Origin of the sequence: Streptomyces sp. NPDC090021 (assembly GCF_044748225.1) — a bacterium.
GTDB lineage: Bacteria > Actinomycetota > Actinomycetes > Streptomycetales > Streptomycetaceae > Streptomyces.
The window spans coordinates 58,242-72,946 of the sequence record NZ_JBIVFO010000040.1 but is presented as its reverse complement, the minus strand read 5'-3'; the positions used below and the strand labels follow the sequence as shown (position 1 = coordinate 72,946).

The window sequence follows — 14,705 nt, the reverse complement described above, 5'->3', positions numbered from 1 at the left end:
GCGCATCGTGCCCGGCCGCGACAAGGGGGTGGGGCTGCTGCGGCAGACCCTGGGCGAGGTGGTCGTACCGTTGCGCGCGCTCGCGGGGATCTCCTACGAGCCCGGCCGGAAGGCCGGTCGGCTGCGGCTGCGGCTGCGTGAGGGGGCCGACGCGCTGACCCAGGTGACGGGCGGGCGACTGCCGGAGGCCTCCGACCCGTACCGGCTGAGCGTGGAGCCGGACCGGACGGGGGTCGCGGAGTACTTCGTGGACGCGGTGCGCAACGCCCTGCTGCTGGAACAGGTTGATCCGGGCCCCTCGGAGAGCTACCTGCTGCCCGGCCCGACCGTACCGATAGCGGTGGGCGCGGGCGACGGGACCGTCACCTTCGACGGCGACCGCGTCGCTCTGGAGTGGAACTGGACGACCGAGGAGGCCAAGCGCTCCGGGGGGCCGCGCGAGTTCCGGGTCACGGACCTGCGGACGGTGGAGTGGGCTCCGGCCAAGGGGCTCGAGAACGGCTGGCTCCGCTTCAGCCTGGCCGGCGCGGCCCAGCCCGCCGCGCCCAAGTACGACCCGTACACGGTGGAGCTGTTCGGCTTCAAGAAGGACCCGCTGATGGCGCTGGTCGCCGCGGCGGTGGCGCTGCGGCTGCCGCACCCGGCGGGACCGGCGCAGGACCGGGCCGCCGAGGACGTCCCGCCGAAGGAGCTCGCCGCGCCGGCCGCCACCGTCGCGGAGGACCACGACGCACTGCTGCGACGGCTGCGGGAGCTGGGGGAGCTGCACCAGGCGGGAGTGCTCACGGCCGACGAGTTCGCCGCAGCCAAGCAGGCCGTTTTGCGTAGATTCTGACCGGATGCATCCATTCCGCTGGTCCAGACCAGAGAGATCCTGCCCGGAATCGGGCAGGATCTTTGCGTTGGACGACCGGAACCGTCAGTATCTACGGGTGCTCGACCGCCGCCCGTCCTATGACGACCTCGTCGAACACCTGGTGCGCAGCACCTCGCTGCAGCGGGGCGAAGCGGCCCGGGTGGTCCTCGACGTGCTCGCCTACTTCGACGAGACGACGGAGGACTTCGTCCGCCGCCGCCACCGCGAACTGCAGGCCGGCGGAGCCGTGAACGCGGAGATCTTCGAGCGGATCGCGGCCGAGCTGCCGCACCGCGCCGTGGCGCCCCCGGAGCTCTCGCTCCGGCAGCTGCGCCGCATCGTCTACGGCTGACCGGCCGCCGCCGGAGCGGCCGCGGGCGGGTGACGGGTAAACGAACCGAACTTCAGGAGGGGCAGGACCGTATGTGCGGAATCGTCGGTTACATCGGAAAGCGTGATGTGGCACCGCTGCTGCTGGAGGGCCTGGCGCGGCTGGAATACCGCGGCTACGACTCCGCGGGCATCGTCGTGAACAGCCCGAAGGCCGGCGCGCTCAAGATGGTCAAGGCCAAGGGCCGCGTCCGCGACCTCGAAGCCCGCGTCCCGAAGCGCTTCGCCGGCACCACCGGCATCGCCCACACCCGCTGGGCCACGCACGGCGCCCCGAGCGACATCAACTCGCACCCGCACCTGGACCCGGAGAACAAGGTCGCCGTCGTCCACAACGGCATCGTCGACAACGCCGCCGAGCTCCGCGCCAAGCTGGAGGCCGAGGGCGTCGTCTTCGCCTCCGAGACCGACACCGAGGTCATCACCCACCTGATCGCCCGCTCCCAGGCCGACACCCTGGAGGAGAAGGTCCGCGAGGCGGTCAAGGCGATCGACGGCACCTACGGCATCGCCGTGATGCACGCCGACTTCACCGACCGCATCGTCGTCGCCCGCAACGGCTCGCCGGTCATCCTCGGCATCGGCGAGAAGGAGATGCTGGTCGCCTCCGACGTCGCCGCGCTCATCGCCCACACCCGCCAGGTCGTCACCCTGAACGACGGCGAGATGGCCACCCTGAAGGCCGACGACTTCCGCACGTACACCACGAGCGGCACGACGACGAACTCCACCCCGGAGACCGTGGAGTGGGAGGCCGCCTCCTACGACATGGGCGGCCACGACACCTACATGCACAAGGAGATCTCCGAGCAGCCCGACGCGGTCGACCGCGTGCTGCGCGGCCGGATCGACGACCGCTTCAACACGGTCCACCTGGGCGGCCTGAACCTGGACCCGCGCGAGGCGCGCGGCATCCGCCGGGTGAAGATCCTGGGCTGCGGCACCTCGTACCACGCGGGCCTGATCGGCGCCGGCCTCATCGAGGGCATGGCCCGCATCCCCGCCGACGCCGAGCCGGCGTCCGAGTTCCGCTACCGCAACCCGGTCGTGGACCCCGACACCCTCTACATCGCGGTCTCCCAGTCGGGTGAGACCTACGACGTGCTCGCGGCCGTGCAGGAGCTCAAGCGCAAGGGCGCCCGCGTCCTCGGCGTGGTCAACGTGGTCGGCTCGGCCATCGCCCGCGAGGCCGACGGCGGCGTGTACGTGCACGCCGGCCCCGAGGTCTGCGTCGTCTCCACCAAGTGCTTCACCAACACCGTCGTGGCCTTCGCGCTGCTCGCCGTGCACCTGGGCCGCATCCGGGACCTCTCGGTCACCGACGGCAAGCGGATCATCGAGGGCCTGCGCAAGCTGCCCGCGCAGATCCAGGAGATCCTCGACGGCGAAGAGGACATCAAGAAGCTCGCGGCCGAGTTCGCCGAGGCCAAGTCGATGATGTTCATCGGCCGGGTGCGCGGCTACCCGGTGGCACTGGAGGCCTCCCTCAAGCTGAAGGAGATCTCCTACATCCACGCCGAGGCCTACCCCGCCTCCGAGCTCAAGCACGGTCCGCTGGCCCTGATCGAGCCCTCGCTGCCGACCGTCGCGATCGTCCCGGACGACGACCTGCTGGAGAAGAACCGCGCGGCGCTGGAGGAGATCAAGGCCCGCAGCGGCCGAATCCTCGCGGTCGCCCACCGCGAGCAGGAGAAGGCCGACCACACCATCGTGGTCCCGAAGAACGAGGACGAGCTGGACCCGATCCTCATGGGCATCCCGCTCCAGCTGCTGGCGTACCACACCGCCCTGGCCATGGGCCGGGACATCGACAAGCCGCGCAACCTGGCGAAGTCCGTCACCGTCGAGTAGCAGCCCCGGCTGCCACCGGACCACGGGAGCCCCCGTGCGCACCGCGCGCACGGGGGCTCCTGCGTGTCGCGCTCAGCCCGCGGCGACCGCGCCGCTGCGCCCTGCCCTGCCGAAGGCCATCGGCCAGTGCGCCAGGGCCGCGGTGGCCCCGTACCAGGCCAGCAGCCCGGAGACGGCGGCGACCCAGCCGCCCGCCTTGGCCAGTGCGCCGTTGTCCACGAAGGAGGCTATGGCCAGCAGGAGGAGGGAGAGGGTCAGGAGGGCGTAGACGCCCTGGCTGAACAGACCGCTCGCGGCGGCGACCGTGAGGGTCAGCGCGAGCATCGCGAAGAGGACAAGAAACGTTCCGGCGGCCTCGTCCGAGGCAGAACCGCCCGCGCCCTTGGCCCACGTGAACCAGAAGACACCGAGGCCCGCGAACGCGGTGCCGTTGAATCCGTTGCCGCCGCGGTACTCCAGGAGACCCAGGAGGAACAGGGCGGCGCCGCCGACGTACATCGCGAGCGGCACGGAGCCGGCAGCGGACACGCCGTCGATGACACCGGTGTGGCCGATACCGAATGCGAGAAGGGTGAGACCCAGGGCGATGTTCCCGAGGGTCGAAGTCGAGGCCGTGCTTCCCGCAGAGACACCATTGTCCACGGCGGGCTCCCTTCGATCTGCAGTTGTTTGCTGCGTCCCAGCAGCATTTATCTACCCTTTACACAGGGGCACAACCGCACAATCGACTTAACAGCCGGTCACGGAATGACAACGACGGGTCGCTGCGCGCGCTTGGCGAGCCGCCCGGCCACCGAACCGAAGATCCGGCCGACGATCCCGTGCGTGGAGCCGACCACGATGGCGTCGGCCGAATACTCCCGGCCGACCTCCTCCAGCTCATGGCAGATGTCACCGCCGCGCTCGACCAGGATCCATGGCACTTCGGCCAGATAGTCGGCGCAGGCCAGCTCCAGCCCGAGCACCTCGGTGCGGTGGTCCGGCACGTCCACGAAGACGGGCGGCTCGCAGCCGGCCCACACGGTGGTGGGAAGCCGGTTGGCGACATGGACGATGATCAGACCCGATCCGGAGCGGCGGGCCATACCGATCGCGTACGCGAGCGCGCGCTCACTGGACGTCGATCCGTCGAATCCCACGACGACGCCGTGCCGGAAGGCCGGGTCGCAGGGGGAGTGTGTCTGTTCCACCGCGCGCAGCTCGGCGGCCGACGCGGGGTCGGCGAGCCGTTTGCGCTTGCGGTCCGCGGGTTCGGGGAGTTCGTGACCGGCCATGGGTGTCTCGGCGAAGAGGTCCTTGGAGGAAGCAACAGGGGCGAAATCGGCGACGCAGTGTGACGGAGCTCTGTCCGGGAAGCATCTTCCCAAGCCCATACCCACCAGGGTACGGCGACACTCCTGTCCTGCCCAGGGCTTGCCGCACTTGGAGAGCGTCCCAGGGAGCATGCCGGAGCGCGGGCGCCTTGGCAATGCCCGCTGTCCCCTACAGCCAGTGACGAGACGGGGAGTTGCCACCCGTGCGCGCAGTGACCGAGCCCCGCCGGGCGGCGTTGGACATGCGTCCGACCGTTCAGGAAGAGCCCGCAGGGAGTACGCCGTGCCCGGCCATCCGGTTCACCCCGACCAGCCAGCTCAGCCGACCCAGTCCGTCCGCTTCCCCGACCCGAGCCCGCACTTCACCGCCTCCGCGCGGCAGCCGCTTCACCCGTCCGTGCAGTCTTCCGGACGCCCGCACGACGACCCCGCGGGTGACGTCGTGCGCTGGGCCGCCTTCAGTTGCCTGCTCGTCCCGGTGGTCCTCGTCGTCTACGGAACGTCCTTCGGCGGGGCGGCGGTCGCCACCCTCGGCCTGTTCGTCGTGACGGCCGCCTGCCTGGTCCTGCTGCGGCACTCGGAGCGGGCGGCGGCCCGGGTCCGGGCGCAGGAGCGACCTGGTTCGGCGCACCGCCGCCGGCGCTCGCGCGGCGGGCCCGCGGGCCGCCGGGGCTGCCGCACCTCCGACTCCGCCTCCCCGCACGACTGACTCATTCGCACACCCACACCCGCACATTTTCAGCCAACTTCCCGGCAGGACCCCCCTCTTGCCGGAATGTCCCCCTGACCCCCTCACCACCAGCGACGACACTCGCCGGGGGACGATTTGGCCCTATGAGTACTGGCCACAGCCGCGAGGTCCGCTTCCCACCCGGGTAGCGGAGTGGAACCCTTCCTGATCGAATGCTTTTCGCCAAGTTGAGAAGTCGACATAGCGCTGCGTGCTGAACTTGTCACGCCGACACCACGGGACGCAGTAGATTCGATCATGTATTTACGGCGGGGGATCCACGTGCAAGGCCGAGGGGAAACGTGCAGGTGCGACCAGACCAAGGAGTCGCGACACCCAAGGGGGGCTTAGCGCCATGAGCCAGGATTCCACCGCCGTCGTCGCAGACGCCGGCCGGAAGCTCGCGGGGCGTCGCCGCAGGGAGATCGTCGCGGTGCTGCTCTTCAGCGGCGGACCGATCTTCGAGAGCTCCATTCCACTATCCGTGTTCGGCATTGACCGGCAGGACGCGGGAGTTCCACGCTACCGACTGCTCGTGTGCGCCGGTGAGGACGGTCCGCTCAGGACCACCGGCGGACTCGAACTGACCGCGCCGTACGGGTTGGAGGCGATCGCCCGGGCAGGCACGGTCGTCGTGCCCGCCTGGCGTTCCATCACTTCACCGCCGCCTTCCGAGGCGCTCGACGCACTGCGTCTGGCGCACGAGGAGGGCGCCCGGATCGTCGGACTGTGCACCGGGGCCTTCGTGCTCGCGGCCGCCGGTCTGCTGGACGGCCGGCCCGCGACGACGCACTGGATGTACGCGCCGACGCTGGCCAAGCGCTACCCGTCCGTCCACGTCGATCCGCGCGAACTGTTCGTCGACGACGGCGACGTGCTCACGTCCGCTGGCACGGCGGCCGGAATCGACCTCTGCCTGCACATCGTGCGCACCGACCACGGCAGCGAGGCGGCCGGGGCCCTGGCCCGCAGGCTCGTCGTACCGCCGCGCCGCACGGGCGGCCAGGAGCGCTACCTCGACCGGTCGCTGCCGGAGGAGATCGGCGCCGACCCGCTGGCCGAGGTCGTCGCCTGGGCGCTGGAACACCTCCACGAGCAGTTCGACGTGGAGACGCTGGCCGCCCGCGCCTACATGAGCCGGCGCACCTTCGACCGGCGGTTCCGCTCGCTCACCGGCAGCGCGCCGCTCCAGTGGCTGATCACGCAGCGGGTGCTCCAGGCCCAGCGGCTGCTGGAGACCTCCGACTACTCGGTCGACGAGGTCGCCGGACGCTGCGGGTTCCGCTCGCCGGTCGCCCTGCGCGGTCACTTCCGGCGGCAGCTGGGGTCCTCCCCGGCCGCCTACCGCTCGGCCTACCGGGCACGCCGGCCTCAGGCCGACGTGGCACAGGTGGCGGAGATCCCCACGGGACCGGTGCCGCACCAGCGCACTCCGCAGCCCCACCGGGCGGCAGCGGCCCTGGCCGCGGCGGGCCCCACGGTGACGGAGCTGTACGCCCCGAACCGGGTCCTGCGGGAACACGCGTAACCCCCACAACGGGTACGACAGCGAAGGTCCTCCATCGGTCACCGCCGATGGAGGACCTTCCGCATATGCGGTCGGCTCCGCGGGGGACCGCATAAGGTGGGACACATGAACGATCGCATGGTGTGGATCGACTGCGAGATGACCGGGCTCTCGTTGACGGACGACGCACTTATCGAGGTGGCCGCGCTGGTCACCGACTCGGAACTCAACGTGCTCGGCGAGGGCGTGGACATCGTGATCCGCCCGCCGGACCGCGCCCTGGAGACCATGCCCGACGTGGTCCGCGAGATGCACACCGCCTCCGGCCTGCTGGACGAGCTGGCCGGCGGAACCACCCTCGCGGATGCCGAGGCGCAGGTCCTGGCGTACGTACGGGAGCACGTGAAGGAACCGCGCAAGGCACCGCTCTGCGGGAACTCGGTCGGCACCGACCGCGGCTTCCTGCTGCGCGACATGGCCGCGCTGGAGAGCTACCTGCACTACCGGATCGTGGACGTGTCCTCGGTCAAGGAGCTGGCGCGCCGCTGGTACCCGCGGGCGTACTTCAACAGCCCCCCGAAGAACGGCAACCACCGGGCGCTGGCCGACATCAAGGACTCCATCACCGAGCTGCGCTACTACCGGGAGGCCGTCTTCGTGCCGCAGCCCGGGCCCGACTCGGACACGGCCCGCAGCATCGCCGCCAAGCACACGGCGCCGGGCGCCTAGAAGCGCCGGTCCGGCCCTTCCGGAAGGGGTGCGGGAAAAGGGTGGAGCGAGCACCCTCCCGAACCCTGTACCCTTTTCTTCGGCCGGTCGGTTCTCCGACCGGACATGGTGGGTGTAGCTCAGTTGGTAGAGCACCTGGTTGTGGTCCAGGTGGCCGCGGGTTCAAGTCCCGTCACTCACCCTGCGGGAAGGCCCCGGTACGCGGAAGCGGACCGGGGCCTTCTGCATGCCCCCGCACATGCGGAGGCATGCAGGGCGTTCAGGACGACTCCCGGACCACCAGGCGGTTCTGCAGGACCACCGAGGGCCCGCCCGTGCCCGTGGCGCTCCCCCGCTCTCCCAAAACGCGCTCCAGCAGCATCCTCGCCATGGTCCGGCCCATCTCCTCGATGGGCTGGCGGACGCTGGTCAGCGGCGGGTCCATGTGCCGGGCCACCACCGAGTCGTCGAAGCCGACCAGCGCCACGTCGTGCGGGACCCGGCGCCCGGCAGCGCGCAGCTCCAGCCGGGCGCCCGCCGCCATGACGTCCGAGGAGGCGAAGACCGCGTCGAGCGCGGGGCTGCGCTCCAGCAGCTCGCGCATGGCCCGGCGGCCGCCCTCCTCCGTGAAGTCGGCGACCGCGACCAGCCGCTCGTCGACGGGACGGCCCGCGGCGGCCAGGGCCTGCCGGTAGCCGTCGAGCCGGCAGCGGGCTCCGTACACGTCCAGCGGACCGGTGATCGTGGCGATCGTCCGGCGGCCCCGGTCGAGCAGGTGGCGCACGGCCTCGGCGGCGCCCTCCAGGTTGTCGGAGTCCACACAGGGCAGCGTCTCGGCGGCGGACCGGCGGCCGCTGATCACGGTCGGGATGCCGAGCTCGACCAGCAACTCCGGGAGCGGGTCCCCAGCGTGGACCGAGACCAGCAGCACGCCGTCGACACGGTGCCCGGACAGGTACTGCGCGAGGCGGCGGCGCTCGCGGTCGCTGCCGGCCAGGGTGAGGACGAGCTGGATGTCGGTCTCCGCGAGGGCGGCCCCAACCCCGCGCACCACTTCGGAGAAGTACGGCTCGGCGAAGAACCGGGCCTCGGGCTCCGGGATGACCAGTGCGATCGCGTCGTTCCGGTTGGCCGCCAGGGCGCGCGCCGCGCGGTTCGGTACGTACCCCAGCTCGGTCACGGCCGCCTCGACCGCGGCCCTGGTCTGCTCGCTGACCTTGGAGGACCCGTTGATCACCCGGGACACCGTGCCGCGCCCGACCCCGGCGCGCACCGCGACCTCTTCCAGCGTCGGCCGTCCCCCACTGCGCCCATGCCCGTTCATGGCTTCCTCCCGGTTGCGAATCTACCCCTTGACTACTGTGGGAGCGCTCCCACACTGTGTCACACGACACCCCCACGTTGTCGCCCACCCCTTCAGGGAGGAACCCATGCGAGCCCAGTCCCCGGCCCGAGCACGGGCCCGAAGAACCCTCGTCACGGCGGCCGCCACGATGGGCGCCGCCGCGCTGCTGCTCGGAGGGTGCGCGCAGGACCCCGACGCCGGCCCGGAGCCGGGCTCCTCCTCGGCCGACGGAAAGGGCCGGACCACCCTGACCGTGGGTGTCTTCGGGGCCTTCGGCCTCCAGGAGGCCGGGCTCTACGACGAGTACATGGCGAAGAACCCCTCGATCCGCATCGAGCAGACCTCCATCGAGCGGAACGAGAACTACTACCCCCAGCTCCTCACCCACCTCGGGACGGGCAGCGGGCTCGCCGACATCCAGGCCGTCGAGGTCAACAACATCGCCGAGATCACCGCGACCCAGGCCGACAAACTGGTGGACCTGGGCAGGGCGCCCGGCGTGGACAAGGCCGCGTACCTGCCGTGGAAGTGGGCACAGGGCACGGCGCCCGCCGCGAAGGGCGGGGCCACGGTGGGCCTGGGCACCGACATCGGCCCGCAGGGCATCTGCTACCGCAAGGACCTGTTCGAGGCCTCCGGGCTGCCGACCGACCGGGAGGCCGTCGGCGCGCTGTGGGCGGGCGACTGGACCAAGTACCTGGAGACGGGCAAGGCGTACAAGGCGAAGGCCGGCGACGGCAAGGCCTTCGTGGACTCGGCGTCCGGTGTGATGGCGGCGGTCACGGGCAGCAGCGCGCAGCGGTTCTACGACGAGCAGGGCAAGGTCGTCTACAAGACCAATCCCGCGGTGCGCGGGGCCTTCGACCTGGCCGCGTCCTTCGCCACCGAGGGGCTCAGCGCCAAGCTGCAGCAGTTCACCCCGGGCTGGGACCAGGGCTTCGCCAACGGCGCCTTCGCGACGGTCTCCTGTCCGGCCTGGATGCTCGGCTACATCCAGGACAAGGCGGGTCCGTCGGGCAAGGACAAGTGGGACGTGGCCCAGGCGCCGAAGCCCAGCAACTGGGGCGGCTCCTTCCTGGTGGTCCCGAAGGCGGGCAAGCACGCCGAGGAGGCGGCGAAGCTGGCGGCCTGGCTGACGGCTCCGGAGCAGCAGGCGAAGCTCTTCGAGAAGCGGGGCAGCTTCCCGAGCGCGAGCGCCGCCTACAAGCTGCCGACGGTGTCGGGGGCAAAGCACGAGTACTTCGGCGGGGCGCCGATCGGGGAGATCTTCTCGAAGGCGGCGCAGGGGGTGCCGGTGACCGTGGTCGGCCCGAAGGACCTGGTGATCTCCCAGAACCTGGCGGACATCGGGATGCTCCAGGTCGACCAGAAGGGCCGGAGCCCGCAGGAGGGCTGGGAGGCCGCGGTGAAGGCCATCGACAACGCCCTGGACCAGTGAGGCGCCGGTGACGGACGAGACGACGGCTCTCCTGTCCCCCTCCGCCGCCGCCCCCGAGCGGGCGGCGGCGGAGGGGGGCGGCGGCCCCCGCCAGGTGTGGCGCTCGCGCCGCTATCGCTGGGACCTGCGCTGGAGCCCGTACGCCTTCGTGGCGCCCTTCTTCCTGTTCTTCGCCGCCTTCGGGCTGTTCCCGCTGCTCTACACGGGCTGGGCGGCGCTGCACCAGGTGGAGCTGACCGATCCGGACAGCATGACGTGGGTGGGCCTGCGGAACTTCACCCGGCTGTGGGGCGACGAGTTCTTCTGGAACGCGCTGCGCAACACCGTCACCATCGGGCTCCTCTCGACGGTCCCCCAGCTGGCGATCGCGCTGGGCGTGGCCCATCTGCTCAACTACCGGCTGCGGGGTTCGGCGTTCTTCCGGGTCGCCGTGCTCACCCCGTACGCCACCTCGGTGGCGGCGGCCACGCTCGTCTTCGTGCTGCTCTTCGGCCGGGACTACGGGATGATCAACTGGGTGCTGTCGGCGGTCGGCCTCGGGGCAGTGGACTGGCAGAACGGCACCTTCGCCTCCCAGCTGGCGGTCTCCACCATCGTGATCTGGCGGTGGACCGGCTACAACGCGCTGATCTACCTGGCGGCCATGCAGGCCGTGCCGGGCGAGCTGTACGAGTCGGCCGCGCTGGACGGGGCCTCGCGCTGGCAGCAGTTCCTGCACGTCACGGTGCCCTCGCTGCGGCCGACGATCCTCTTCACGTGCGTGGTCTCGACGATCGGGGCGACCCAGCTGTTCGGTGAGCCGCTGCTGTTCAACGGCGGGGCGGGCGCCACGGGCGGCTCGGACCACCAGTTCCAGACGCTCGGGCTGTACCTGTACGAGCAGGGCTGGGTGAACCTGCACCTGGGACGGGCCTCGGCGATCGCCTGGGCGATGTTCCTGATCCTGCTGCTGATCGCCGGGGCGGCACGGCTGCTGCGCGGACGGGGGGATGCGCGATGAGGTCGCTGCGCGCGGGCCGGCTCACCTATCTGGCGCTCGGCCTCTTCACGGCCGGTTCCCTCTTCCCTCTGGTGTGGACGGCTATCGCGGCCTCCCGCACCAATACGCGCCTGGCCCAGACCCCGCCGCCGTTCTGGTTCGGCGGGAACCTGGGGCGCAACCTGCAGATCGCCTGGACCGACGCCAACATGGGCACGGCCCTGCTGAACACGGTGATCGTGGCGGGCACCGTCACCGTCGGGACGGTCCTCTTCTCCACTCTGGCGGGCTTCGCCTTCGCCAAACTGCGGTTCCGCGGGCGGCGGATGCTGATGGCACTGGTGGTGGGGACGATGCTGATCCCGCCGCAGCTGAGCGTGGTGCCGCTGTACATGCTGATCGCGAAGCTGTCGTGGACCGACCGGCTCCAGTCGGTGGTGCTCCCCTCCTTGGTGTGCGCCTTCGGGGTGTTCTTCATGCGCCAGTACCTGGTGCACGCACTGCCGACGGAACTGGTGGAGGCCGCCCGCACGGACGGGGCGAGCTCCCTGCGGGTCATGTGGCACGTGGTCTTCCCGGCGGCCCGGCCGGCGATGGCGGTGCTGGGGATGCTGACCTTCGTCATGTCCTGGAACGACTTCTTCTGGCCGATCGTCGCGCTGACCCAGAACGGCAGCCCGACGGTCCAGGTGGCCCTGACCGGACTGGGCCGGGGATACATCCCCGACCAGTCGGTGATCATGGCGGGTGCGCTCCTGGGCACGCTCCCGCTGCTGCTGGTGTTTCTCGTCTTCGGCCGCCAGATCGTCGGCGGCATCATGCAGGGAGCGGTAAAGGGATGACTGACACCCCGACGCACACGACTCACCCGTCGAACGCGACGGACCCGGGCGGGGAACTCCGCTTCCCCGAAGGGTTCCTGTGGGGCACGGCCACGGCAGCCTTCCAGATCGAGGGCGCGGCCGCACTGCGCGGGCCGTCCATCTGGGACACCTTCTGCCGCACCCCCGGCAAGGTGTACGGCGGCCACACCGGCGACGTCGCCGTCGACCATCACCGGCTGTGGCGCGAGGACGTCGCCCTGATGTCCGAACTGGGGCTCGGGGCCTACCGTTTCTCGGTGTCCTGGCCGCGCGTCCTGGCCGGCGGGGTCGGCTTCTACGACGAGCTCGTCGACGAGTTGCTCGCGCACGGCATCCGGCCCTGCGTGACTCTCTACCACTGGGACCTCCCGCAGGAGCTGGAGGAGGCCGGCGGCTGGCCCGAGCGGGAAACGGCCTACGCCTTCGCCCAGTACGCCGAGCAGGTCGCGGACGTGCTCGCCGACCGCGTGGAACTCTGGACCACCCTCAACGAGCCCTGGTGCAGCGCCTTCCTCGGCTACGCCTCCGGCGTGCACGCCCCCGGCCGCACCTCCCCCGCCGACTCGCTGCGCGCGGCCCACCACCTGAACCTGGCCCACGGCCTGGCCGCGGCGGCCCTGCCCGCCGGGACCAGGGTGGGCATCGCGCTCAACCCCAGCGCGGTACGTCCGCTGACCGGCTCGGCGGCCGACCTGGACGCCGCCCGCCGCATCGACGCACTGGCCAACCGGATCTTCACCGGACCACTGCTGAACGGCGCCTACCCGCAGGACCTGCTCGCGGACACCACGTCCCTGACTGACTGGTCCTTCGTGCGCACCGGCGACGAGGCGCTGATCCGCCAGCCGCTGGACTTCCTCGGCGTGAACTACTACACGCCGGCGGTGGTGTCGGCGGCCCCGGGCGGGAACGGCCCGCGCGCCGACGGGCACGGCGCAGCGTCCCACTCCCCCTGGCCCGCCGCGGACACGGTGGCCTTCCACCAGCCGCCCGGGGAACAGACCGACATGGGCTGGTCGATCGACCCGACCGGCCTGTACGACCTGCTGATGCGCTTCACCCGCGAGGCCCCCGGCCTGCCGCTGATGGTCACCGAGAACGGCGCGGCCTACGCCCCGGACCTGCACGATCCGCAGCGGATCGCCTACCTGCAGGCCCACCTCGCCACCATCCACCGCGCTCTGGCGGACGGCGCCCCGGTGGAGGGCTACTTCCTCTGGTCGCTGCTGGACAACTTCGAGTGGTCCTACGGGTACAGCAAGCGCTTCGGCATCGTGCACGTCGACTACGACACCCAGGTCCGCACGCCGCGTTCCAGCGCCCACTGGTATGCCCGTCTGGCCCGGAAGGGGGTCATGTAACCGGCCTGCCGGGGAGCTCACGCGAAGACGCCGGCGTGGTCCTCGGCCCAGGTCCCGAAGGTGCGGGCCGGGTGGCCTGTCAGCTGCGAGGGCCCGCTCGACCACGAGGTGCGAGGCCGACGGCGGACCGTCGGCGGCGTCCGGGGCAAGCACCGAGGCGGAGGAGGAGGGCAGGAGCACGACGTGCTCCACTCCGGCGGCCACGGCCTTCCTGGCGAAGGCCTCGATGCCGGACGTCTCTGCGTGGAGGAAGGCGGCGCGGGCACCGGCGAGGGCGTCGGGACGGGGCGCCGGGCCGCAGAAGGCACGGTGAACCGCACCGGGGATGCCCCGCTCACGGGAGCCGAGGCGGCACGGGATGCGGCAGGCCGCGAGGAGGCCGACGAGACCGCGGGTGACGGCGCCACGGCCGCCGGTCACGAGAATGAACATGACTGGTCCTCATTCCGAATATGTGTGGACTGACGCTAGGATGACCATGCGACGCAGATTCTGCACTACACACTCTCTGCGCCACACAGATAAATTTGGAGCACGGAGAATCCGATGTCAACCGCTTCCCCCCGTACGGGTGACGAGTGGAGCCGCGCCGAACTCCTCGCGCGCATCGTCACCGAGAGCCAGCGGCACTACGCCGACTACTCCCTCTTCAACCAGGCCATGGCCGACTCGGTCGGCCTGCACCCCACCGACATGCAGTGTGTCGCGCTCCTCGGCATGGAGTCCGGCCCCGTCAGCACCGGTGACATCGCCCGCCTCACCGGCCTGACCTCAGGCTCGGCCACCCGCCTCGTCGACCGGCTGGTCAAGGCCGGCATCGTCGAACGGCAGGCCGACCCGAACGACCGCCGCCGCTCCCTCGTCTCCCTCTCCCCCGAAGCCCGCAAACGCATCGGGGCGGCCTGGGACACCCCTGGCCGCGCGTTCGGCGCCGTGCTGGAGAGCTACTCCGACTCCGAGCTCGCCGTCATCGCCGACTACCTGCACCGTGCCGCCGAGGTCGGGCGGGCCCAGGCCGAGCGGCTGAACTCGGGCGAGCCCGGCTGAACTCGGGCGAGCCCGGCCGGCCCACACGAGGGAGGGCTTCCGCAGGGCCCCTTCCGGCAGTACGGTCCGGGACAACGGGTCCGGGACAACGGGCAACGACGCGCGCCGGAGAAACGGGAGGGTCGGCGTACGGTCGGAGGTTGTCCGTGTCCCAGCCCACGCCCGCACCCGCGCCCCCGCCCGCCCGCCCCCGCACCCGAGTCCCCGCCCGGCGGCCTGCGCGCGGTGTTCGCCCTCGGCGGCAGCGCCCTCCCCCCTCCACGCGTTCCTCGCGCGCGGCTCCTGCCCCCACGGCCGCCCTCGGCGCGGGCCGGGGG

General features: G+C 71.2%; 15 protein-coding genes and 1 tRNA gene. 13 read left to right on the top strand and 3 right to left on the bottom strand.

Going from position 1 to position 14,705, the window contains the following annotated elements:
• The 3 genes from ACIPXC_RS27730 to glmS all read left to right on the top strand — a co-directional run.
• Window positions 1–835 (top strand): DUF4429 domain-containing protein (locus ACIPXC_RS27730; RefSeq protein WP_401623589.1); only part of this gene is annotated, 835 nt, incomplete at its 5' end.
• 97 nt (window positions 836–932) lie between these two features.
• Entirely contained in the window at window positions 933–1,208 is a 276-nt protein-coding gene (locus tag ACIPXC_RS27725) for a hypothetical protein (protein ID WP_030025937.1), read from the top strand.
• 71 nt (window positions 1,209–1,279) lie between these two features.
• The gene (glmS, locus tag ACIPXC_RS27720; protein WP_386456901.1) at window positions 1,280–3,097 is read left to right on the top strand and encodes a glutamine--fructose-6-phosphate transaminase (isomerizing); all 1,818 of its coding nucleotides are present in this window, start codon (window positions 1,280–1,282) and stop codon (window positions 3,095–3,097) included.
• Window positions 3,098–3,169: 72 nt separating this feature from the next.
• Here the strand turns inward: glmS and ACIPXC_RS27715 are convergent, their stop codons facing one another.
• Together ACIPXC_RS27715 and ACIPXC_RS27710 are read right to left on the bottom strand one after the other, a co-directional pair.
• Complete coding sequence (locus tag ACIPXC_RS27715; protein ID WP_401623586.1) at window positions 3,170–3,739, bottom strand: acetate uptake transporter; 570 nt, start codon at window positions 3,737–3,739, stop codon at window positions 3,170–3,172.
• A gap of 98 nt (window positions 3,740–3,837) precedes the next feature.
• Window positions 3,838–4,371, bottom strand: a complete 534-nt coding sequence (locus ACIPXC_RS27710) for a universal stress protein (RefSeq protein ID WP_386425113.1) — start codon at window positions 4,369–4,371, stop codon at window positions 3,838–3,840.
• A 322-nt stretch (window positions 4,372–4,693) separates the two neighbouring features.
• On the opposite strand from ACIPXC_RS27710, the gene ACIPXC_RS27705 reads away from it, so the two are divergent.
• The 4 genes from ACIPXC_RS27705 to ACIPXC_RS27690 all read left to right on the top strand — a co-directional run bounded on the left by ACIPXC_RS27705 (window position 4,694) and on the right by ACIPXC_RS27690 (window position 7,557).
• On the top strand, window positions 4,694–5,119 hold the full coding sequence (locus ACIPXC_RS27705; protein WP_401623584.1) for a hypothetical protein: 426 nt from the start codon (window positions 4,694–4,696) through the stop codon (window positions 5,117–5,119).
• Window positions 5,120–5,495: 376 nt separating this feature from the next.
• Window positions 5,496–6,668, top strand: coding sequence for a helix-turn-helix domain-containing protein (locus tag ACIPXC_RS27700; protein ID WP_401623582.1), 1,173 nt, complete (start codon window positions 5,496–5,498; stop codon window positions 6,666–6,668).
• A 105-nt stretch (window positions 6,669–6,773) separates the two neighbouring features.
• Window positions 6,774–7,376 carry an oligoribonuclease gene (gene orn / locus ACIPXC_RS27695; RefSeq protein ID WP_046774806.1) on the top strand — a complete coding sequence of 201 codons (603 nt, stop codon included), beginning with the start codon at window positions 6,774–6,776 and terminating at the stop codon, window positions 7,374–7,376.
• Window positions 7,377–7,484: 108 nt separating this feature from the next.
• Window positions 7,485–7,557, top strand: a tRNA-His gene (locus tag ACIPXC_RS27690).
• A 78-nt stretch (window positions 7,558–7,635) separates the two neighbouring features.
• Here the strand turns inward: ACIPXC_RS27690 and ACIPXC_RS27685 are convergent.
• Window positions 7,636–8,679 carry a LacI family DNA-binding transcriptional regulator gene (locus ACIPXC_RS27685; RefSeq protein WP_401623580.1) on the bottom strand — a complete coding sequence of 348 codons (1,044 nt, stop codon included), beginning with the start codon at window positions 8,677–8,679 and terminating at the stop codon, window positions 7,636–7,638.
• A 106-nt stretch (window positions 8,680–8,785) separates the two neighbouring features.
• On the opposite strand from ACIPXC_RS27685, the gene ACIPXC_RS27680 reads away from it, so the two are divergent.
• The 6 genes from ACIPXC_RS27680 to ACIPXC_RS27655 all read left to right on the top strand — a co-directional run bounded on the left by ACIPXC_RS27680 (window position 8,786) and on the right by ACIPXC_RS27655 (window position 14,388).
• Window positions 8,786–10,138, top strand: a complete 1,353-nt coding sequence (locus tag ACIPXC_RS27680) for an ABC transporter substrate-binding protein (RefSeq protein WP_401623578.1) — start codon at window positions 8,786–8,788, stop codon at window positions 10,136–10,138.
• Window positions 10,139–10,145: 7 nt separating this feature from the next.
• Complete coding sequence (locus tag ACIPXC_RS27675) at window positions 10,146–11,138, top strand: carbohydrate ABC transporter permease (protein ID WP_401623576.1); 993 nt, start codon at window positions 10,146–10,148, stop codon at window positions 11,136–11,138.
• Window positions 11,135–11,959: a carbohydrate ABC transporter permease gene (locus tag ACIPXC_RS27670; RefSeq protein WP_078906345.1), complete on the top strand. Its 825-nt coding sequence runs from the start codon at window positions 11,135–11,137 to the stop codon at window positions 11,957–11,959. Before ACIPXC_RS27675 ends, ACIPXC_RS27670 begins: the two co-directional genes overlap by 4 nt.
• Complete coding sequence (locus ACIPXC_RS27665) at window positions 11,956–13,341, top strand: GH1 family beta-glucosidase (RefSeq protein ID WP_401623574.1); 1,386 nt, start codon at window positions 11,956–11,958, stop codon at window positions 13,339–13,341. The genes ACIPXC_RS27670 and ACIPXC_RS27665 overlap by 4 nt, the downstream gene beginning before the upstream one ends.
• A gap of 183 nt (window positions 13,342–13,524) precedes the next feature.
• Window positions 13,525–13,806 carry a hypothetical protein gene (locus ACIPXC_RS27660; protein WP_401623572.1) on the top strand — a complete coding sequence of 94 codons (282 nt, stop codon included), beginning with the start codon at window positions 13,525–13,527 and terminating at the stop codon, window positions 13,804–13,806.
• An 81-nt stretch (window positions 13,807–13,887) separates the two neighbouring features.
• Window positions 13,888–14,388, top strand: a complete 501-nt coding sequence (locus tag ACIPXC_RS27655; protein ID WP_401623571.1) for a MarR family winged helix-turn-helix transcriptional regulator — start codon at window positions 13,888–13,890, stop codon at window positions 14,386–14,388.
• Window positions 14,389–14,705: the final 317 nt, after the last annotated feature.